The organism is Roseateles chitinivorans (genome assembly GCF_050632145.1).
GTDB lineage: Bacteria > Pseudomonadota > Gammaproteobacteria > Burkholderiales > Burkholderiaceae_C > Roseateles > Roseateles chitinivorans_B.
In genome coordinates this window covers 4,833,549-4,852,771 of sequence record NZ_CP192577.1, presented here as the reverse complement: position 1 = coordinate 4,852,771, position 19,223 = coordinate 4,833,549, and the positions used below count along the sequence as shown (strand labels likewise).

Annotated in this window: 17 protein-coding genes and 1 pseudogene; 8 read left to right on the top strand and 10 right to left on the bottom strand. The window is 70.6% G+C overall.

Annotation, left to right across the window (positions count from 1 at the left end):
* Window positions 1-15 precede the first annotated feature (15 nt).
* From sctV to ACQ86G_RS22245, 3 genes are read right to left on the bottom strand one after another with little or no spacing between them, the layout of a single operon-like run.
* Window positions 16-2,082 carry a type III secretion system export apparatus subunit SctV gene (sctV, locus tag ACQ86G_RS22255; RefSeq protein ID WP_431257350.1) on the bottom strand — a complete coding sequence of 689 codons (2,067 nt, stop codon included), beginning with the start codon at window positions 2,080-2,082 and terminating at the stop codon, window positions 16-18.
* Window positions 2,079-3,170: a type III secretion system export apparatus subunit SctU gene (sctU, locus tag ACQ86G_RS22250; protein ID WP_431257349.1), complete on the bottom strand. Its 1,092-nt coding sequence runs from the start codon at window positions 3,168-3,170 to the stop codon at window positions 2,079-2,081. Before sctU ends, sctV begins: the two co-directional genes overlap by 4 nt.
* 3 nt (window positions 3,171-3,173) lie before the next feature.
* Window positions 3,174-3,929 carry a GNAT family N-acetyltransferase gene (locus ACQ86G_RS22245; protein ID WP_431257348.1) on the bottom strand — a complete coding sequence of 252 codons (756 nt, stop codon included), beginning with the start codon at window positions 3,927-3,929 and terminating at the stop codon, window positions 3,174-3,176.
* A 380-nt stretch (window positions 3,930-4,309) separates the two neighbouring features.
* On the opposite strand from ACQ86G_RS22245, the gene ACQ86G_RS22240 reads away from it, so the two are divergent.
* From ACQ86G_RS22240 to ACQ86G_RS22230, 3 genes are all read left to right on the top strand, one after another.
* On the top strand, window positions 4,310-5,947 hold the full coding sequence (locus ACQ86G_RS22240) for a helix-turn-helix domain-containing protein (RefSeq protein ID WP_431257347.1): 1,638 nt from the start codon (window positions 4,310-4,312) through the stop codon (window positions 5,945-5,947).
* A gap of 9 nt (window positions 5,948-5,956) precedes the next feature.
* On the top strand, window positions 5,957-6,664 hold the full coding sequence (locus ACQ86G_RS22235) for a hypothetical protein (protein WP_431257346.1): 708 nt from the start codon (window positions 5,957-5,959) through the stop codon (window positions 6,662-6,664).
* A gap of 145 nt (window positions 6,665-6,809) precedes the next feature.
* Window positions 6,810-8,285 (top strand): hypothetical protein, encoded by a 1,476-nt coding sequence (locus ACQ86G_RS22230; protein ID WP_431257345.1) that lies wholly within the window; start codon window positions 6,810-6,812, stop codon window positions 8,283-8,285.
* A gap of 27 nt (window positions 8,286-8,312) precedes the next feature.
* Here ACQ86G_RS22230 and ACQ86G_RS22225 read toward each other — a convergent pair whose 3' ends face one another.
* Window positions 8,313-9,857, bottom strand: a complete 1,545-nt coding sequence (locus ACQ86G_RS22225) for a sensor histidine kinase (RefSeq protein ID WP_431257344.1) — start codon at window positions 9,855-9,857, stop codon at window positions 8,313-8,315.
* Window positions 9,858-9,859: 2 nt separating this feature from the next.
* A complete protein-coding gene (locus ACQ86G_RS22220; protein WP_431257343.1) occupies window positions 9,860-10,672 on the bottom strand; it encodes a response regulator transcription factor in 813 nt (270 codons plus the stop codon).
* 137 nt (window positions 10,673-10,809) lie between these two features.
* On the opposite strand from ACQ86G_RS22220, the gene msrB reads away from it, so the two are divergent.
* The 3 genes from msrB to msrA all read left to right on the top strand — a co-directional run bounded on the left by msrB (window position 10,810) and on the right by msrA (window position 14,155).
* Window positions 10,810-11,352: a peptide-methionine (R)-S-oxide reductase MsrB gene (gene msrB, locus ACQ86G_RS22215; protein ID WP_431257342.1), complete on the top strand. Its 543-nt coding sequence runs from the start codon at window positions 10,810-10,812 to the stop codon at window positions 11,350-11,352.
* 96 nt (window positions 11,353-11,448) lie between these two features.
* Window positions 11,449-13,356: a cytochrome c biogenesis protein DipZ gene (locus ACQ86G_RS22210; RefSeq protein WP_431257341.1), complete on the top strand. Its 1,908-nt coding sequence runs from the start codon at window positions 11,449-11,451 to the stop codon at window positions 13,354-13,356.
* 25 nt (window positions 13,357-13,381) lie between these two features.
* Entirely contained in the window at window positions 13,382-14,155 is a 774-nt protein-coding gene (gene msrA / locus ACQ86G_RS22205; RefSeq protein ID WP_431257340.1) for a peptide-methionine (S)-S-oxide reductase MsrA, read from the top strand.
* Between the two features lie 7 nt (window positions 14,156-14,162).
* On the opposite strand, the gene ACQ86G_RS22200 is transcribed toward msrA, so the two are convergent.
* Complete coding sequence (locus ACQ86G_RS22200) at window positions 14,163-14,297, bottom strand: hypothetical protein (RefSeq protein ID WP_431257339.1); 135 nt, start codon at window positions 14,295-14,297, stop codon at window positions 14,163-14,165.
* A 133-nt stretch (window positions 14,298-14,430) separates the two neighbouring features.
* On the opposite strand from ACQ86G_RS22200, the gene ACQ86G_RS22195 reads away from it, so the two are divergent.
* Entirely contained in the window at window positions 14,431-15,282 is an 852-nt protein-coding gene (locus ACQ86G_RS22195; protein ID WP_431257338.1) for a LysR family transcriptional regulator, read from the top strand.
* A gap of 61 nt (window positions 15,283-15,343) precedes the next feature.
* On the opposite strand, the gene ACQ86G_RS22190 is transcribed toward ACQ86G_RS22195, so the two are convergent.
* Window positions 15,344-16,159: an ATP-dependent Clp protease proteolytic subunit gene (locus ACQ86G_RS22190; protein WP_431261467.1), complete on the bottom strand. Its 816-nt coding sequence runs from the start codon at window positions 16,157-16,159 to the stop codon at window positions 15,344-15,346.
* Window positions 16,160-16,243: 84 nt separating this feature from the next.
* Entirely contained in the window at window positions 16,244-16,657 is a 414-nt protein-coding gene (locus ACQ86G_RS22185) for a hypothetical protein (RefSeq protein WP_431257337.1), read from the bottom strand.
* Window positions 16,658-16,879: 222 nt separating this feature from the next.
* Between ACQ86G_RS22185 and ACQ86G_RS22180 the strand changes: the two are divergent.
* Window positions 16,880-17,670: pseudogene (locus ACQ86G_RS22180) on the top strand (AraC family transcriptional regulator).
* An 18-nt stretch (window positions 17,671-17,688) separates the two neighbouring features.
* Here ACQ86G_RS22180 and ACQ86G_RS22175 read toward each other — a convergent pair.
* Both ACQ86G_RS22175 and ACQ86G_RS22170 read right to left on the bottom strand, forming a co-directional pair.
* A complete protein-coding gene (locus tag ACQ86G_RS22175; protein ID WP_431257336.1) occupies window positions 17,689-18,087 on the bottom strand; it encodes a response regulator in 399 nt (132 codons plus the stop codon).
* A 157-nt stretch (window positions 18,088-18,244) separates the two neighbouring features.
* A complete protein-coding gene (locus ACQ86G_RS22170) occupies window positions 18,245-19,162 on the bottom strand; it encodes an AraC family transcriptional regulator (protein ID WP_431257335.1) in 918 nt (305 codons plus the stop codon).
* Window positions 19,163-19,223 lie beyond the last annotated feature (61 nt).

The window sequence follows — 19,223 nt, the reverse complement described above, 5'->3', positions numbered from 1 at the left end:
CGTGCGGTTCCACGTTCAGGCCGCGACGCGGCCCAGCGGCCGCAGCTCGACCTGGTTGCCCAGCTCCTGGTACGAGTAGACGCGCAGGCCTTCCATGCGCGTCTCGATGATCTTCTTCACGTAGCGCCGGATGTCCATCGACGTGATCACCGCCACGCCGGCGTCGGGCGTCTCGCCGGCGATGCGCAGCACCTTCTCGGTGATGGCCGCGGCACTCTCCGGCGGCATCGCCAGGTAGTTGCCGGTCGGCGTCGGCTTGATGCACTGGCGGATCGCCTGCTCGACGCCCGCGTCCAGCAGGATCGCCGACACGTAGTTGCGCCCGCCGCTGGCCTCGAACGCGAGGTAGCGCCCGAGGTCGCCGCGCACGTACTCGGTCAGCAGCAGCATGTCCTTCTCCTTCGGGCCCCAGGTGATGAGGCTCTCGAAGATGGTCCGCACGTTGCGGATCGGCACCTGTTCCTCGAGCAGCCGGCGCATCACCTCCGCGATGCGCTGCACCGGCAGGATCTTCTGCACCTCGGCGACCAGGCCCGGATAGTCCGCGGTGGCCTTGTCGACGATCCACTGGATCTCCTGCACGCCCATGAACTGGTGGGCGTTGCGGCGCAGCAGCAGCATCACCTGCCGTGCCATCACCTGCTCGATGTCCAGGCACTTCACGCGTTCGGCCTCGGGCACCTGTGCCGGCGGCAGCCAGCGCGAGTCGGGCTGGTCCAGCAGGGCGCCGTGCGTCGCGGCGGAGGCGGCCCAGGGCTCGACCGCCAGCGCGGCCGGGATCATCAGCAGCCGGCCTGGCAACTCGATGTGGCGCACCGGCACGTCGTTGATCAGCACCTCGAAACGCAGGTCGGCCAGCGTCGGCTCGACCCACATGCAGACGCCGGGGAAGGGCACGCCCAGCATCGACTGCAGCTGCAGCCGTTCGCGCTCCATCGCCAGGTCGAGCATGTGGGGGAGCAGCAGATCGGCCAGCGCCGGTGACATGCGCACCGCCAGCGGTCGCGAGAAGTGCGGCGCCTCCTGCATGATGGACGGCGCGTCGCCCTTGCCGCCCTCGCGCTGCAACGCGGCGATCGGGGCGGACACGCTCTGCGCCTCGCCGCTCTTGCGCTGGCGCGCCAGGTAGCGGCCCGCCAGCGCCAGGCCGATGCCCAGCGCCAGGAACTGGATCGCCGGGAAGCCCGGCACCGCCGCGAAGGCCACGGTCAGCCCGGCCGCGAGGTACATCGCCCGCACGTTGGCGGTCATCTGCGCGACGATCTCCTGGCCCAGCGAGCGCGGCTTCTTTTGGTGCTCGTCGGCCACGCGGGTGATCAGCACGCCAGCGGCCACGCAGATGAACAGCGACGGGATCTGCGACACCATCGCGTCGCCGATCGACAGCACCGCGAAGCGGTTGGCCGCCTCGCCGGCCGTCATGCCGTGGTACATGATGCCCACGACGATCCCGGCCAGGATGTTGACCAGCGTGATGATCAGGCCCGCGATCGCGTCGCCCTTGACGAACTTCATCGCGCCGTCCATGCCGCCGTGCATCTGGCTTTCCATGCCCAGCAGCGCGCGCTTGCGGCGCGCCTCGTCGCCGGTGAGCAGGCCCGCGCGCAGGTCGGCGTCGATGCTCATCTGCTTGCCGGGCATCGCGTCCAGCGTGAAACGCGCGCCGACTTCGGCCACGCGCTCCGACCCCTTGGAGATCACGATGAACTGCACCACCGTGATGATGATGAACACCACGATGCCGACGACCAGGTTGCCGCCGACGACCAGCTCGCCGAAGCTCTCGATCAGGTGGCCCGCGTCGGCGTGCAGCAGGATGGACTTGGTCGACGCGATGTTCAGCGACAGCCGGAACAGCGTCGTGAACAGCAGCAGCGACGGGAAGGACGACAGCGCCACCGCGTTCGGGATGAACAGCGAGGTCATCAGCAGCAGCACGCTGACCGCGAGGTTGACCGCCAGCAGGCTGTCGATCAGCACCGTGGGCAGCGGCAGGATCATCAGCCCCACGATCGCCACCACCAGGAAGCTCATCGCGAGGTCGTTGCCGAGGGTGCTCTTGTCACCCAGTGCCTTGCTCATGCCTTGCTCCCGCTTGGTTTACCGCCACCGCCACCACCACCCTTGGTCCCCACGCCGTCCAGCATCGCCACCCAGCGCAGCACGGTGGCGACGGCCTCGAACAGCGCCTCGGGCACCGTCTCGTTGACCGGCATCTTGAACAGCGCGCGCGCCAGCGGCGGATCGCCGACGATGGGCACGCCCGACGCCTCGGCGATGCGGCGGATCTCCATCGCCTGCGCGTCCGCGCCCTTGGCGACGATCAGCGGCAGCGGCGTCACGCCGGGCTGGTAGCGCAGCGCGACCGCATAGTGCGTGGGATTGGTGACGACGACGGTCGCGTTGGGCACCGTCTTCTTCGGATCGCTGTTGGCCATCTCGAAGGCCAGGCGCTTGCGCTGCCCCTTGACCATCGGATCGCCTTCCATTTCCTTGTACTCGCGCTTGAGCTCGTCCTTGTCCATGCGCTGGTCGCGGATGAACAGCCAGCGCTGCAGCGCGAAGTCCACCGGACCGAGCACGACCAGCGCGATCACCGTCGCGACGAAGAGCTTGAGCATCGCCGTCCATGCCACGGTGGCCACGCCCACCGGCGTCTGCGTGGCGGCGCCGACCATCAGCGGGATCAGGCCCATCGTGATGATCGCGATCACGCTGCCGACCAGGATGGCCTTGAACACGGTCTTGATGAACTCGATGATCGAGCGCATCGAGATCAGCTTCTTGAGCCCGGAGCCCGGGTTGACCTTGTCGAAGTTGGGGGTCAGCGGCTCGAAGGTGATGTTGAAGCCGACCTGCGCGAAGGACGCGATCAGACCGACGAAGACCGCCGCGACGACGAAGGGCAGCACGATCCACAGGCCCTCGATCGCGATGTCGTAGGCGACCGCGAACATGTCGCTGTCGGTCTTGGCCTGCAGCCCGACGCCGCTGGCCAGCGAGAACAGCCGTTCCAGATGGCTGAGCGCGGTCGCGCTGGCGGCGCTCAGGCAGACGGTGATCACCAGCAGCCCGGCCGCGGCGTTGATGTCCTGGCTCTTGGGCGACTGGCCCTTCTTCTTCGCGTCGTCCAGCTTCTTCTGGCTGGGCTGTTCGGTCTTTTCCCCCATGGCTCAGGAAGCCGCGGCGTTCGTGGTGTGTGCCGCGACCGCCGCGACCGCTGGATCGGCCCTGTGTGTTGCGACCGGGGCGCCCGGGATCGCGAGTTCGCGGTCGTCGTCGGGTTCGCGGGCGATGTCCTCGAGTGTCATGCCGAGCAGCACCATGTCGCGGCGCTTGCCGAAGGCGGTCACCGCGCCGGGCAGCTCGCCCCAGGTGCTGAAGCCGGCGCGGCGCAGCACCGACAGGCTGGCGGCGTTGTCGCTCCAGACCATGGCCATCAGCCGGTCCACGCGCCAGGTCGCCGCGTTCGTGACGAGGTACTTGATCAGCCGCGTGCCGACGCCGCGCCCGCGCCAGCGCGGCGCGACGTAGTAGGCCAGCTCGAAGAGCCCGCCCAGTCCCGGCCGGTCGTGCAGGCCCAGCGAGCCGAGCCAGCCCAGCGTCTCGCCGCGCTGCGTCGCGACCATCATCGGGCGTCGATGGAACTGGTGCAGCTCGATCTGCAGCTTCGCCATCGGCACGCTCATCGGGCCGACGTAGTTGGTGTGGCGCACCGCGTCCTTGTCCTTCACCTTGGCGAGCTCTTCGGCGAGCCACCGCGCGGCGTCGGTCTCGCTGACGCCGTCGGGCTGGTAGGGCTGCGTGCGCAGCGAGGCGTTGTAGATCGCCGCGACCGACGCAGCGTCCTGCGTCGTGGCGGGACGCAGCGCGATGACATCGGAGACCGCGTTGGCGTTCTTCTCCGCGAGAGGAAGGGCTAGGGACACGTCGGCTCCTCGGGGTTGAGGCGCACTGTCCCTGCGGGCGTCGACGGGGGACGGGGAGGGGGCGAAGCGATTTGCGCGGACGCGAAATCGGGAGGGCCGACTCCCTCTCCCGCTTGCAGGGGAGGTCGGGGGTGAGGGCCAGCGGAGGTGGAGGTGGGACCGCCCCGTCGCGCCCCCTTCCGATCACTTCGTGTTGAGGATTGTTGAGGATTTCATCGTGAAGACATGAGCCTCCCGACGCGGACCGCTGCCTAGCATGAGCCCACGCCGAAACGCACACGGCGGGTGATGCCTCCGCGACGGAACCGTGATCAATGCACGTTCAGGCGCATCAGGATGTATCCGACAACGCACTCGATACGCATGGAAGAGGAGTTCACATGTTGTTGCTGACCTTGGGCAGCCTGAGGCTTGCCGAGCAGGATGGAGACGTCGCCGCCGCGGTGGCGCGCGGCGATGTGCAGGAGGCCTTGCGGCTGGGACTGGGTCGGCTCGATCGTGGGGCAGGCGGCGATCCCGAGCGGCTCGCGGCGCTGGGCCAGGTGCTCGGCCAGGCGCTGCTGGCCGCGGGCCGCGACGAGCAGGCCGAGGAGCTCTTCCAGAAGCAGCTGCGCATGTATGAAGGCCTGCCGCGGACGCAGGTGCGCTGGCTGTCGTCGATGGACCGCGGCTTCCTGTTCCTGCACCTGAACAAGCCCGGCCGCGCGGCCGAGACCTTCAACGTGGTCGCCGACGCGGACGACGCGCCGCTGGCGCTGCGGGTCGAGGCGCTGGCCGGCATGGCGCAGGCGATGCAGTCGATGGGCGAGCACCGTCGGGCCGCGCGCACGCTGGCCTTCGCGATGGCGCTCGTCGAGGCGGCGCCGGCGCCGTCGCTGATGATGCCGCTGCTGACGGCGATCGAGCTGGAGCTGCAGGTCTGCCGCGCGCTGCGGCACTACGACGACATGGCCGGCGCGGAGCTGCCGCGTGACCGCGATGTGCGCGCGGCGCTGCGCTCGTCGGCGCTGCTGCTGTCGGCGCTGCCGGTGGTGGTCGCGCGGCTCGAGTTCCTGGTGGCGCTCGTGGCGCAGGAGCCCGCGCCGATGGCAGCGCAGGCCGGTCATGCCGGTCATGCCGGCCAGGGCACCGAGGGCGTGGACGGCCTCTTCGACGGCGTGCGCTGGTACCGTGACCGCCGCCTGGCCCCGATGGAAGAACGCGCCCGGGTCGAGGCCGCGCTGGCGCTGCTCGACCGCGGCCAGGCGCGCACCGCCTACGACATCCTCGGGCCGCTGGCCATCGACGATGCGCGCCAGCTCCACCACCGCCATGCGATCGAACTGCGCTACTGCGCGTCCAAGCTGCATGCGATGAACGGCCGCCATTCCGACGCGCTGCGCTGCTACCGCCAGCATGCGCAGCTGTCGCTGGCGCGGCTGCGCTTCGAACTGACGCGGGTGCCGTACTCGCGCTTCCTCGAGCAGCAGGAACGCGCCGAGCAGGCCGACGCCGATCAACTGCGCCTGCCGCCGCGTTATCGCCGCGCCTATCAATACATCCTGGATCACCTGCACGATCGCGCGCTGTCGGTCCGCCGCATCGCCGCGGAGATCGATGTCACCGAACGCGCGCTGCAGATGGCCTTCCGCGCCAACCTCGGCCTGACGCCGGCCGAGGTGATCCGCAAGCTGCGCATGGCCTGCATCCGCACCGAGCTGCAGCAGATGGCCGGACGCGACAGCGTGCTGGCGGTGGCGGCGCGCTGGGGCATGGCCAACCGCTCGACGCTGGCCCACAACTACCGTCAGCAGTTCGGCGAGACGCCGAGCGCCACGGCCAGCCTGCCGAGCTTCGCCGAGCTGCCGTCGATCGCCGCGACCGTGGCGGCAGCGGTGGCCGGGAACGGACTCGGGAGCGGCCTGGGTCATGGCTCCGCGGGATCGGGCATGACGAACACGATCGAGCCGGTGCTGCCGATCTCGCTCGGTGGCGGCGCGGTGGCCGGCCGGCGCGAGTATTCCGTCGACGGCGTCTGAGCCCGCGCCATGCGCGGCGATCCGCCTCGACTGCCCGCGAGACCGGCGGCGTCGTCCGGCGCGTCGGCGACCTCCGCCGAGGAGGTCCGGCCGCTGCCCGGCGATCCGGCGGCGCGCCGGCGCGATGAGGCCAGCGGTCGCCGCCAGGCCTCGGCCAGCCGCCTGATGGGCGCGGTGACGCGGCATCTGCTGGACGATGTCGAGGAGGAGCGCGTCACCGGCGAGTCGTCCCGTGACATGGGCTCGGGCTCGGCGTCCACGTCGTCCGCCACGGGCGCGGAAGGGGCGGGGAAGAGCGCTGGGAAAAGCAGCGCGCGCGTCGCCACCGGCGCCAAGGGCAAGGCGCCACCTCGTGGAACCCCGGATCCGGTGACGCGGCGTGGCGCGGCATCCGCGCGCCGTTCCGCCCCGCCCGAGGACGACGTGTGGGCGCAAGGCGTCGATGCGGCCGACGGCGCGGGGCGCATCGTCGGCCCCGAATCACGCATCCAGCCTGGACGAAGCGCCGCCCGCATCGAAGGGGTGCGCCCCGAAGCCTCGGAGCGCGTGGGCCGCTCGCCGCGCATGCGGATCGCCAGCTGGGGCGCGGTGCTCGCCGCCGTGGCCGCGCTGGTGGTGATCATCGCGGCGGGATGGCTGGACGTCGGCCCCGCCGATTCCGCGAATGCGTCCGGGACCGACGGCGCCGCGCCGCGAGAGCCCGCCCCCGGGCGCTGATCGCCGAGTGATCGCCGAGTGATCGTTGAGGACTTCGGGTCGTCAACGGGCGCTTCGGTTCCTTGTTTCCATCGGCAACAACGACGTCCCACAGTGAGGCGACACGCTGCCCACACGCAGGCGGCACTCATCAGGAGGACGGTCGATGGTCAATTTCTCCGCCGGCAGCCAATCGGTCTCGCTGACGCCGACTCACCCCATGAGCCCGATGAACGCCCGGGGTGCGATGCGCCCCGCCGCGATGGGGTTCGCGGACATGGACGCCGCCGACGAGTTGCCGTCCCTGTCCCCGATGCTGGCCATCGGCGCGGACGACGGCGCGTGGCGACAGACGACGCCGCGGCCGGGCCTGTTCCCGCGATCCGACGCGCCATCGGTCCAGGCGGCGAAGCCCTTGCCCCGGCTCGCGGGGCCGCTGCTCTCCGCGCAGGCGCAGGTGGCCATGCGCGTCGACGCCGAGGCCGCCGCGCTGGCGGTGCTGGGCGAGCGGCAGCGGTCGATGCGGGAGCTGCGGCGTCGCCGCACCGAAGCCGAGAACGCCGGTGCGATCGAGCATCCGCTGCGCATCGCCGAACAGCAGCAGGCCCTGGCGGCGGAGTTCCAGGCGCGCCATGCGCTGCCGCTGCTCAAGCAACGGGTCGCACAGCACCGGCAACTGCTGGCGGCGGCGCAAGGCGCGACCCCCGGGCTGACGCAGGCCTTGGACCGCGCGATCCGGGATCCTCAGCACACCGTCCAGCAGGAGCAGGCGATCACCGCGGCGCGGAACAACCTGCTGATCAACCGGACTGCGGTGAGCACGCACCGCGATCAGCTGCAAGCTGCGCAGGCGGATCTGCAGGCGGCCACGGACCATCACGTCGCCGCGCAGTTGCGACTCACGGCGGCCCAGGCGGCCATGGCCCGGCTGGCGACAGTCCGGCAGGCGCTCGCGGCGGTCGTCGACGCCCACACCCCGGACCTGCAGGCGCATGCGGCCGCGGCACGGGCCGCGCTGACCGACGCGGGCGCGGCGGTCCAGGCGCAGCAACGGCTGGCGGACTCGACGGCCCATGTCGCGGTGCAGGCGCGCGATGCCCTGATCGCGCGCGACGAGGCGGCGCTGCTGCAGGCCCGCGTCGACGAGGCCGCCCGGCGCCATGCCGCCGCGCAGGAGCGGCTGGCACCGTTGCAGCAGCGCGTGACCGAGCGGCTCGCGGACCTGAAGCGGGCACGCCTGGCGCTGCCGCGGAACACGGCGGGAGGCGTCGCGGCGCAGCCGCCCGCTGCGGAGGTGCAGCAACGCATCGATCGATTGACGGCTGCGTTGAGCCTCGCCCAGGCGGACCTGAAGCGGCAGCACCTGGAGGTCAACCGCCTGCAGGGACTGTTGTGCGCGGAGGCCGGCCCGCTTGCCCTCCGGCGCGCGGAGGTGGACCAGTCGACCGGCCCGCAGGCGACGGCGAATGCGCAGCGCGTGGCCCGGGGCGCCGCGGCGGCGGCCGTGGACACGGCGGCGCGAGCCAGCGCCGCCGCCCGCGATGCGTTGCAGGTCCGCGCCGACGCGGCGCATCGGGTCATCGAGCAGGCCGTCGACGCGCTGTGCGAGGAGATGCGCAACACGGGGAAACGGGCGGTCTGACCCGCGCGTGGCCCCGTCGGGGCGGCGTCAGGACGTCGGCGCTTCCGGTGGCGGTGCCGGTGGCGACGAGGTGGCGCGTCCCGCGGCCGGCGCCTGGCGCAGCGCGAACTCGAACACGGCGCCCTGCGCCTCCAGCAGGCGTATCTCGGCGCCGTGGAGCGCCAGGATGCGGTGGACGATGCGCAGGCCCAGGCCGCCGCCGCGACGTGCACCGTCGACGTTGAACGGGCGCTGGAAGAGATCCGCGCGGCGAGCGGGGTCGATGCCGGGGCCGGTGTCGGCCAGCGTCACGCGCACCGAGGCGGGCGGTTCCGACGATATGCGCTCGAGCGCCACCTGCACCTGTCCGCCCGGCGGCGTGTGGCGCAGGGCGTTGTCGAGCAGGTTGGTCAGCACCCGTTCGATCAGGCCCAGGTCCGCCTCCACCGGCGGCACGGGCTCGTCGAAACGGGCACTCAGGACGACCTGCCGCTGCGCCGCGACCAGCTCGAACTTCTGGAAGACGTCCTGCACCAGGTCCGTCAGCTGGAAGGTCTCCATCTGCGGTTCCACGAATCCCTGCTCCAGCCGCGCCAGCTCGAACAGCGATCGCGCCAGTCCGCCCACCGCGGTGCTCTGCTCGATCGCGATCTCGAGGTAGCGGCGTCGCTGGGCGGCATCGAGCTGGCCGTCCTTCAGCAGCAGCGTCTCGAGGTAGCCGTGCAGCGACGACAGCGGCGTGCGCAGGTCGTGCGAGATCGTCGTCACCATTTCCCGGCGCTGCTCGTCCTGGCGCGACAGCCGACGCCATTGCTCGCCGATGCGCGTCGCCATCTGCGAGAACGCCGCGCGCAGCACGGCGATCTCGTCGCGCGTCGCGGCGTCCGGCGACCGCTCGTCGACGAGCAGCGCCGTCGCGGTCGCGTCGTCGATGTCATGCCGGCGCACGGCCTCCGCCAGATGGCGCAGCGGTCGCGTGATCAGGCCGAACGCCATCAGACCCGCGGCCAGGCAGAGCAGGGCCACGATCGCGATGGACCACAGCGCCGCGCGCAACGCGTTGCCGGTGGCGTCGAGGCCGGCCAGCCGGTCGTGGGCCTCGCCCAGCAGCACGACATAGACGAAGCCCGCGTCGCGGTCGCCGACACGCAGCGGCGCCGCGCTGAACACCTTGCGCGCGGGACTCCGCGGATCGTCGCCGGTGATGGGCAGCGGCGCGTGGGCGAGGAAGCGGCGCACCGGATCGAGATCGACGTGCTCGCGCACCAGATGGCCCTGCGGCGCCGCGTGTTCGACGACACGTCCGTCGTTGTCGAGCAGGTAGACCTCGACGCTCGGGTTCACGGCCATCAGCTGGCCGAAGAGCCGCCGCACCGCGCCCGGCATCGGCCCGCGTTCGTCCATCAACGGCGCCTGCGCCGCGATGTGCGCGGCCAGGTCGCGGGACAGGCCTTGCACGACCTCCTGCTCATGCATCCGGCTGGAGCGCACCTGCAGCCAGGCGGACGCGCCGGAACACAGCAGCAGCAAGCCGGCGAAGACCAGCGCGAGCCGCTGGGTGAGGTTCAGGCGAAGGGACAGACGGGGCCGCATCGTCAGGTCCCGGCCGGTCCGGGAGACCCGGGAGACCCCGTGGATTGGGAAGACGCCGGGGACCCGGAGGACGCGGCCAGGCCCCCGGGCGGCGCCATCTTGTAGCCGCAGCCCCAGACGGTGAGGATGCGCGCCGGGTTCGACGGGTCGGTCTCGATCTTGGCGCGCAGCCGGTTGATGTGCGTGTTGACGGTGTGCTCGTAGCCTTCGTGGTTGTAGCCCCAGACGGCGTTGAGCAGGTCCAGCCGCGAGAACACCTGGCCGGGCTGCCGGGCGAAGAAGTAGAGGAGGTCGAACTCGCGCGGCGTGAGCTCGATGACGCGGCCGTCCAGCTGGGCCTGCCGCGCGACCGGATCGATGAACAGGCCGTCGAGGCCGACGCTGCCGGCATCCAGCCGCGCGCTGCGGGACATCGCCTCGGCGCGGCGCAGCAGCGCCTTGACGCGTGCCACCAGTTCCAGCACCGAGAACGGCTTGGCGAGGTAGTCGTCCGCGCCCAGTTCCAGGCCGAGGATGCGATGCAACTCGCCGCCCCGCGCGCTGATGATCACGATGGGCACGTAGTGCGGCATCGCCCGCGCGCGGCGGCAGATCTCGAGCCCGTCCACGCCGGGCAGCATCACGTCCAGCACCAGCAGGTCCCAGCCGCCTTGCTCGGCCAGGCGCAGTCCCTCGTGCCCGTCGGCGGCATGCACGACCTCGTAGTGCTCGTCGCGCAGGTGCAGCGCGAGCAGCTCGGCGATGTGCGCGTCGTCCTCGACGAGCAGCAGGCGCTTGGGCGGATGTTTCAGCGGATCGCTCACCATGGCGGGCATTCTCCCCGCTGCCGTGGCCCGGACGGCGGTCCGGAGTTCTCACATTTATTTGAACTTTGCGTGAGGACTTCGGGAGACCCGCTGCGTACGCTGACGAGCATCGTCCCCGGACCGGGACCTCGATCAGGAGCCATGCCATGAGCACACGACGCCGATTCCTCGTCCTGGGCGGCACCGCCGCCGGAGCCGTCCTCGTCGGCGCCGCCGCGCGCCACTGGCCGTCGACGGGTGCGCCCGGGCTGGTGGCCGCGGCGGAGGCCGCCCCGACGGCCGAGCCGACGGTCGAACGCTTCGAGGTCGTCCTCACCGACGCCGAGTGGCGGGCCAAATTGTCCCCGGCCAGCTACGCGGTCCTGCGACACGAGGCCACCGAACGGCCGTACAGCAGTCCGCTCAACGATGAGCACCGGCGCGGCACCTTCGCCTGCGCGGGCTGCGCCCTGCCGCTGTTCTCGTCATCGACCAAATTCGACAGCGGCACTGGCTGGCCGAGTTTCTGGCAGCCGCTGGCCGGCGCCGTGGTGGAACGCACCGACAGGACCCTGGGCATGGCGCGGACGGAAGTCCATTGCCGGCGCTGCGGCGGGCACCTCGGCCACGTCTTCGACGACGGGCCGCGTCCCACCGGGCTGCGCTACTGCATGAACGGCGTGTCGATGAGCTTCGCCGGCTCGACATGAGATGACGTGACGCGACGCGACGCGACCTGATGACGCAACGGTCGACGTCGCCCTGATGACCGTCCCTTCCTCGATTTCCAGATTCCGGACCTCCGAATGCTGCTGCTCCTCCTGACCTACCTCGGCGGCGTGCTGACCATCGTCAGCCCCTGCATCCTGCCGGTGCTTCCCTTCGTCTTCGCCCGGGCCGGGCAGCCGTTCACGCGGTCGGTGCTGCCGATGCTCGCGGGCATGACGCTGATGTTCACGGCGGTGGCCACGCTGGCCGCGGTCGGCGGGGGCTGGGTGGTCCGCGCCAACCAGGCGGGCCGCACGGCGGCGCTGGTGCTGATGGCGGTCTTCGCGCTGGCGCTGCTGTGGCCCCGCCTGGCCGATGCCGTCGCGCGGCCGTTCGTCGCGGCCGGCGATCGCCTGTCGTCGCGCGCGCAGTCGTCGCCTTCGGCACGCGGCGGGCCGTGGTCTTCGTTCGTGCTGGGCATCGCGACCGGGCTCCTCTGGGCACCTTGCGCGGGGCCCATCTTGGGCCTGGTGCTGACCACGGCAGCGCTGCAGGGCGCGGGCCTCCACACCAGCCTGCTGCTGCTGGCCTATGGGCTGGGTGCGGCGAGCTCACTGGCAGTCGCGTTGCTGGCGGGGCAACGCGTGTTCGCCGCGATGAAGCGCCACCTGGGCAGCGGCGAGTGGCTGCGCCGCGGGCTCGGCGCCGCGATGCTGGCCGGCGTCGCCGCGATCGCGCTGGGGCTCGACACGGGCGCGCTGTCGCAGCTGTCGATCGCGTCCACCGGCGGCTTCGAACAGCGATTGCTGGAGCGCCTCCAGGCGGACACCACGGTGGACGCGATGGCGCCGTCCGCGCAGTCGGCCATGATGGCCGGCGCCGATGCGGCGATGGCGCCCAAGGACGCGATGCAAGGCGCAATGGGCGGAACGACGGGAGGTGCCATGTCGGGCGTGATGTCAGGCGCCATGACCGGTGCGGCCGGCGGATCGGGCGGCGCCATGATGATGTCCGGCGGCCACGGCGGTGCGGGTGCGTTGCCGGACCTCGGCGGTCTCCCGTCGCTGGACGGCGCCGTCCAGTGGCTGAACTCGAAGCCGCTGACCGCGGAGTCGCTGCGCGGCAAGGTCGTGCTGATCGACTTCTGGACCTACTCCTGCATCAACTGCCTGCGGACCTTGCCCTACGTGAAGGCGTGGGCGGAGAAGTACCGCGACCAGGGGCTGGTGGTCATCGGCGTGCACGCGCCGGAGTTCGCCTTCGAGCGCGACATCGACAACGTCCGCAAGGCCGCGCGCGATCTGGGCGTGACCTATCCGATCGCCGTGGACAACAACTTCGCCATCTGGCGCGCGTTCTCCAATCGCTACTGGCCGGCGCACTACTTCGTCGATGCGCAGGGGCGCGTGCGCTTCAGGCATTTCGGCGAGGGCGATTACGCGCACTCGGAGGCGGTCATCCAGCAGCTGCTGCGCGAGAACGGCAGCGCGCCGACGGACGCCGGCACCGTCGCCGTGAAGGCCCAGGGCGTCGAGTCGGCCGGGGGCAGCCAGGAGGTCGGATCGCCGGAGACCTACGTCGGGTACGAGCGCGCCGAGCGCTTCGCGGCCAGGCCGGCTGCCGCGCACGATCAGCCGGCGACCTACGCCGCGCCCGCGCAGCTGGCGCTCAACGACTGGGCGCTGGAGGGGCAGTGGCGTGTCGGTCCGCAGCAGGCGGCCGCGCTGAGCCCGAAGGCGAGGGTGGTCTACCGCTTCCATGCCCGCGACCTGCACCTCGTGCTGGGTGCTCCGGCTGGCAAGACGGTGCGGTTCCGCGTCACGCTGGACGGCCAGCGGCCGGGCGCGGCGCACGGCCTGGACGTCGACGCCGACGGCAACGGCACCGTCGGCGGCGAGCGCCTGTACCAGTTGATCCGCCAGGGCGACGGTCCGCTGAAGGACCGCGACTTCAGCATCGAGTTCCTCGACCCCGGCGTGCTGGCCTACGCCTTCACCTTCGGTTGAACCCGGCCCGCGAGGCCACGAAAGGATGACCATGAACACCCCTCTCGACGCGCGGACGGCAGGTCCGGACACCACCTCCTCCCGCAGGGCCGCGAACCGTCGGCGACTGCTGCTCCTTGGCGCCGTCGCGCTGCCGCTCGCCGTCTTCGGGACCCAGCAGCTCGCCGTGGGGCGGTCTGCCGACGCGTCCACCGTCGTCGCGGCGCCGGCCGTGGATGTCGCGACGAACAGCGCGCGGACGACGGAAACCGCCGTCTTCGCCGGCGGCTGCTTCTGGGGCGTGCAGGGCGTGTTCCAGCATGTGAAGGGCGTGACCCGCGTGGTCTCGGGGTATGCGGGCGGCAATGCCGGCACCGCGCACTACGAGATGGTCGGGAGCGGCATGACCGGCCATGCGGAAGCGGTGGAGATCACCTACGACCCGAGGCAGGTCAGCTACGGCGCGCTGCTGCAGATCTTCTTCTCGGTGGCGCATGATCCGACGGAGCTGGACCGGCAGGGGCCGGACACCGGCCCGCAATACCGCTCGGCGGTCTTCCCGCGCGACGCCGAGCAGGCGCGCGTGGCGCAGGCCTACATCGCGCAGCTGGACGCCGCGAAGTCCTTTCCCAAGGCGCTCGCGACGAAGCTGGAGGCGGGCAAGGCCTTCTATCCCGCCGAGGGCTATCACCAGGACTTCCTGGAGCGCAACCCGCGCCACCCCTACATCGTGATCAACGATCTGCCGAAGGTGGCGCAACTGCGCGAGCTGTTCCCGCAGCGCTGGCGGGCGACGGCCGTGCTGACCCGCACGCCGTGACGGAGGATCAGTGGATGCAGGCGTCGTCGCGCAGGCCGCTGAAAAGCCAGGTCAGCAGCTTGTCCAGCCACGCGGGAATCCTTTGCCGCGGCGAGGGCGCGGCGCGGCGGGCGTGGATCACATGTGTCGTTGCGGATCTCATGACGGACTCCTGTCGCCCCTGAGGGGCCTGTCGATGGCGTCATCGTCGATCAGCGTTGGATGCAGGTAAAGCGAGTCTTATTGCTGCTTGAGTGCAGAATAGTTGCATTCATTGCGCAACGACGGGGACGTCCGTGGACATCACGCTGGCTCGCACCTTTCTCGAGATCGTGGCCGCGGGCAGCTTCGTCCGCGCGGCGGAGACCCTGCACGTCACGCAGACCGCGGTGAGCGCCCGGGTGCGGACGCTGGAGGAGCAGCTCGGCACGACACTCTTCGTCCGCAACAAGGCCGGCGCGACGCTGACGCCCGCCGGCGAGCAGTTCACGCGCTACGCGTCGATGCTGGTGCAGGTGTGGGAGCGCGCGCGCCATCAGGTGGCGCTGCCGCCGGGGCGCGAGTCGGTGATGACGATCGGCTGCGAACTGAGCCTGTGGGATCCGCTGCTGCTCGACTGGCTGCTGTGGATGCGCACCTCGGCGCCGCATCTGGCCTTGCGCACCGAGGTCGGTTTCCCGGCGGACCTGATCGATCGCGTGGTGTCGGGGACGCTGGACGTCGCGGTCGTCTACGCGCCGCAGCAGCGGCCGGGCCTGCGCATCGAGCTGCTGCTCGAGGAGAAGCTGGTGCTCGTCACCACGCGCAAGCGCGGCCAGCAGCTGGATCCCGAGGACTACGTCTACGTGGACTGGGGCCCGGAGTTCGCAGCCCAGCACGCGCTGGCATTCCCGGAGATGGGGCACGCGGGCGTGTCCGCCGGGCTGGGTCCGTTGGGACGGGAATACGTGCTGGCGGCCGGCGGTTCCGGCTACTTCCGGCTGGCGGTGGTGCGCAAGCACCTCGAGAGCGGCAAGCTGCGCCGCATCCGCGGCGCGCCGGAGTTCCTCTATCCGGCCTACGCGGTATTCGCGGAAGGCGCGGACATGTCGGTGGTGGAGCCGGCCCTGGAGGGCCTGCGACACGCGATCGGGGCGGGTCACGACTAGGCGCTCGTGGAGCACTCGTCGGGCACTCCGCGGGCACTCCGCGGGCCTGCCCGCGCAGCGGCTAGTAGACGTGGATGCCGCCGATCAGCGAGCGGTCGCGATCCGAGGCGATCGCGTCGAAGGTGTCGGTCGACGAGATCGACGCGACCGGGATGCCCAGCCGCGCCACCTGTGAGGGGCTCACGACGAGCCAGTCCCTGGCACGGCCATCCATCGCGCCCCGATCGGAGCGCTGGGAAAGGCTGACGGCCTCGCCCATACGAGGCGTCCCCGCCGCAAAGTCGGCGTCGAGCCTGGCCACCTTGATGAACTCCAGGTAGTTCGACAGGCCCCATTGGCGGATGCCGGTCCACGGGGACAGCTGTTCGCGGCACGTCGCCGGGCGGCCGTGCAGACCGATCACCGCGTCGTCGAGGTGCACCTCGCGGGCCGCGGGCAGCAGGTAGACCGCGCAGGCAGACATGCAGAAGCCCCGCACGGTCATCGCCAGCTGATGTCTGCGGAGCAGGTCCGCGATGGCCATGCCGGCGCGCGCGTTCCCGCCAAAGGAATTGACCACGAGGTGACGGGGCACCGGCTGCTTTTCCAGCGCGCCGGCGAGGGTCCGGACCGTGGCCTGGCTGATGGTGCCCTCCAGGGACACAGTGCCTGTCGAGGCGTCCAGACGAAGGCGGGCGCTGTCGCGATGCGCTGCGAAGTAGCGCTGGACGGCGACGTCGCCGACGGGCCGGCCCCGTGGCTTGACGATCGTCTGCGTCGCGGCATCGCCTTCGGTCGTCGTGGGCTCGGCCCCGCACAGGCTCACGTGCATCCGGACGGGAGGACCACTGTCGGACGGCGAGGCGCCGGCCTCGGCCAGCGGCAGGGCGGCCATCATCGCGAGCACGGGCCAGAGGACGGCGTGTTTCATGGATCTGATTGTTGCGGAAACGGCAGCCCGTGCACCCCGATGAGCTTGCCCTCAGTTCGACGATGCGGTCGTGGAAGGCGATCCCTTCGCGAGCAGCCGCAGCGCTTCGCCGGTCGCCTCGTCCTCGGACGGCACGAACGCAAAACCCAGCCCCAGGACCTTGCCGGCACCTTGAGCCGCCAGCCGGACCGCCGCCGACACGGAGCGATCGCCGGTGATGAAGACGAGGCCGCCGCACAATCGCTTCATGCGGTCCTTGTTGCGCTTGAAGAAGAGCGCACGCTCCTTGCGCTCTTCGTGCGACTCCTCGGCATGATCGCCGGGCAGGTGGTCGGTCAGCAGCACGAAGCGCTCGCCGCGGTCCAGCAGTGCGATCAACTGGGCTTCCACTGTCTCCGTCGGGCCAGCCGCCTGCGTGTTTTCCATCAGGAAGACGAGCGGGAATCTCGAGGTGTCGAATCGCATGGCTGCCCCTTCACGGCGTGACGCAGCACGCGCTACGCACCGAGTGGCTGTCGCGGGCGTCGACCCGTCCCATCCCGGCGCCAAGCCGCGAGCGGAGGTCATTCTGATTCTTTGGGGTCAGGTCTTGCATGAAGGGTCTCGTGGTTGCAATGACCCGAGCGTAAGACGCCAGCAGGTGGCGGCCCTACACTAGCGCCGCCATCAGATAGCTTGAATCCGCCAATGTCGAAGCGACTGGACGACGCGTATCAATGGGTGAACTCGGCGGACGGACCGCTGCTGCTCGCCGTCGAGGACAGCCAGCACCACGAGCTCTTGGCGGACTCGCACCGGCATGCGCGCGGGCAGCTCTTCGGATCGCTGCGCGGGCTGTTGTCGGTTGGCGTGGAAGAAGGCATCTGGCTCGTCCCGAGCAGCCATGCGGTCTGGTTGCCGCCGCATGAGGCGCACGCGGGACGTTCCCATGGTCCCTTCCATGGCTGGAGCGTGTACGTCGCCGAGCCGACCTGTGCGGATTTGCCGCAGCGTCCATGCACGATCCGCGCATCAGGTCTGCTGCGCGAAGCGGTGCTGCGAGCGTGCAGCTGGCCGATCGACGGACCGACGCCGCCGTGGGCGGCTTCGCAAGCCCATCTTGCGGCGGTGATACTCGAGGAGATCAGGACGTCGTTGCCGGAGCCGATGGGCCTGCCGCTGCCGAGCGATTCCCGGCTGCAGCGCATCGCCCGTGCCTTGATCGACGATCCTGCCGACGAGCGCAAGCTCGAGCAGTGGGCCGACTGGGGGCGGTCAGCGCTCGGACCTTGAGCCGGCGTTTCGTGTCGGAAACGGGGCTGAACTTCAGCGCGTGGCGGCAGCGCGCACGGATGATGCGGTCGCTCGAGATGCTGGCCGCGGGCGCGGCGGTATCCGCAGTCGCGCTCGACCTGGGTTACTCGACCGCGAGCGCGTTCATCCAGGTCTTCCGCCGGACCTTCGGTCAGACGCCGGCGTCGTATCGCACCCGGCTCTGACCGTCGGCGTGGTCAGAGTCAGGCCGCCACGGCCAGTTGCCGCAGCTTGGGCAGGTTGAACGTCAGCGGCGTGTCCGCGAACTCGCGCAGCGTGTCCAGTTCGAACTCGCGGCTGTAGAACGCGTTGAAGCCCGCTTCCATGCAGCGGGGGCCGAACAGCACCTCGTCGGCGTTGCTGATCGCGAAGGCCGCGCCGCGGAAGCCCGACTTGCGCATGCGGGCCACCGTGTTCAGGCCGGAGCCTTCGCTCAAGGCCACGTCGCAGATGACCACGTCGGGCTGGCACAGTGCCGCGGTGATCACGGCGTGCTCTTCGCAGGCGCACTGGGCCACCACGACGACGCCCGGCACTTCGCCGAGGCGGTAGCGCAGGGTGGCGATCCAGGACGGGGAGGGGTCGACAAGAAGGATCTTCATGGCGTGGGCTGGGTGCGATGGCGTTGCCGCAGTGTGACGCCGGGCCCCCTCGCGCGGTATCTCCGGACTTCGGTGTCCCGCGTCCGGTTTGCACCGCACTGCGTGTCGGCAAAACACCGACAACCGCCCGCCCGGCGCTCCCGGCGCGCCCGGCGCCTTAAGACACCGACGGACTGAACGCCCTCAGCCGCGCCACCTCATCCACCGGCGTCGCGCCGAAGTAGCGCTTGAACTCGCGGCTGAACTGCGACGGGCTCTCGTAGCCGACGCGGGTCGCGGCGACGCCGGCCTTCACGCCCTCGTTGAGCATGATCAGCCGCGCCTTGTGCAGCTTGTAGCTCTTCACGTACTGCAGCGGCGAAGTGTTGGTCACCGCCTTGAAGTTGTGATGGAAGGCGGACACGCTCATGTTCACCAGGCCGGCCAGCTGCTCGACGCTGAGCGGCTTGGCGAAGTTGGATTCGATGTGCTGCAGCGCCTTGGTCACCTGCGCGAAGTGCGTGTGCCGGTTGGCCAGCGCCTGCAGCGCCGCGCCGCTGTCGCCGCACAGCACGTGATAGATGATCTCCTTGAGGATGAGCTTGCCCAGCACCTTCGCGTCGCGCGGACGGTTCATCGCGTCGAACAGCCGCTCGATCGCGCAGAGCACGTCCTCGGTGAACGCCGCGCTGTTGACGCCGGCGGCCTCCAGGCTCGCGGGGCGGTCCAGCGTTTCGTCCTCCAGCTCGATCAGCAGTTCCTGCAGCACCGCCGTGTCGATGTCGATCGACACGCCGACGAAGGGCTCCGCCTGGCTCGCGATCGTCTGGCACTCGAAGGGCAGGGGGACCGTCAGCAGCAGGTAGTTCTCCGCGTCGTAGCGGAAGGTCTTCTCGCCGACGTGACCCACCTTCGCGCCCTGCGCCACGATCACGATCGAGGGCTCGTACAGCACCGGCGTGCGCGGATGCGCCGTCTCGGAGTACAGGATGCGCACGCCGGCCACCGGCGAAGGCGTCGAGAACGAGCCCGACTTGTAGCGGATCGCGGTGTCGATGATGCGCCGACGGATGCCGGCGTTGAGCGTGGTGGCCATGGGGTCTTCAAATGACTTCGGGCGCACGCGGTCTGCAGGCCGCGTGCGCCACGAAAGCGGA

Excerpts from the sequence above, each read along its gene's own strand:
- sctU (WP_431257349.1), bottom strand. The coding sequence starts at position 3,170 with ATGGGGGAAAAGACCGAACAGCCCAGCCAGAAGAAGCTGGACGACGCG.
- msrB (WP_431257342.1), top strand. The coding sequence starts at position 10,810 with ATGAGCACACGACGCCGATTCCTCGTCCTGGGCGGCACCGCCGCCGGA.
- ACQ86G_RS22175 (WP_431257336.1), bottom strand. The coding sequence starts at position 18,087 with ATGAAGATCCTTCTTGTCGACCCCTCCCCGTCCTGGATCGCCACCCTG.
- ACQ86G_RS22230 (WP_431257345.1), top strand. The coding sequence starts at position 6,810 with ATGGTCAATTTCTCCGCCGGCAGCCAATCGGTCTCGCTGACGCCGACT.
- ACQ86G_RS22190 (WP_431261467.1), bottom strand. The coding sequence starts at position 16,159 with ATGATGGCCGCCCTGCCGCTGGCCGAGGCCGGCGCCTCGCCGTCCGAC.
- ACQ86G_RS22185 (WP_431257337.1), bottom strand. The coding sequence starts at position 16,657 with ATGCGATTCGACACCTCGAGATTCCCGCTCGTCTTCCTGATGGAAAAC.
- msrA (WP_431257340.1), top strand. The coding sequence starts at position 13,382 with ATGACCATGAACACCCCTCTCGACGCGCGGACGGCAGGTCCGGACACC.
- ACQ86G_RS22220 (WP_431257343.1), bottom strand. The coding sequence starts at position 10,672 with ATGCCCGCCATGGTGAGCGATCCGCTGAAACATCCGCCCAAGCGCCTG.
- ACQ86G_RS22235 (WP_431257346.1), top strand. The coding sequence starts at position 5,957 with ATGCGCGGCGATCCGCCTCGACTGCCCGCGAGACCGGCGGCGTCGTCC.
- ACQ86G_RS22170 (WP_431257335.1), bottom strand. The coding sequence starts at position 19,162 with ATGGCCACCACGCTCAACGCCGGCATCCGTCGGCGCATCATCGACACC.
- ACQ86G_RS22200 (WP_431257339.1), bottom strand. The coding sequence starts at position 14,297 with ATGAGATCCGCAACGACACATGTGATCCACGCCCGCCGCGCCGCGCCC.
- ACQ86G_RS22210 (WP_431257341.1), top strand. The coding sequence starts at position 11,449 with ATGCTGCTGCTCCTCCTGACCTACCTCGGCGGCGTGCTGACCATCGTC.
- ACQ86G_RS22225 (WP_431257344.1), bottom strand. The coding sequence starts at position 9,857 with ATGCGGCCCCGTCTGTCCCTTCGCCTGAACCTCACCCAGCGGCTCGCG.
- sctV (WP_431257350.1), bottom strand. The coding sequence starts at position 2,082 with ATGAGCAAGGCACTGGGTGACAAGAGCACCCTCGGCAACGACCTCGCG.
- ACQ86G_RS22240 (WP_431257347.1), top strand. The coding sequence starts at position 4,310 with ATGTTGTTGCTGACCTTGGGCAGCCTGAGGCTTGCCGAGCAGGATGGA.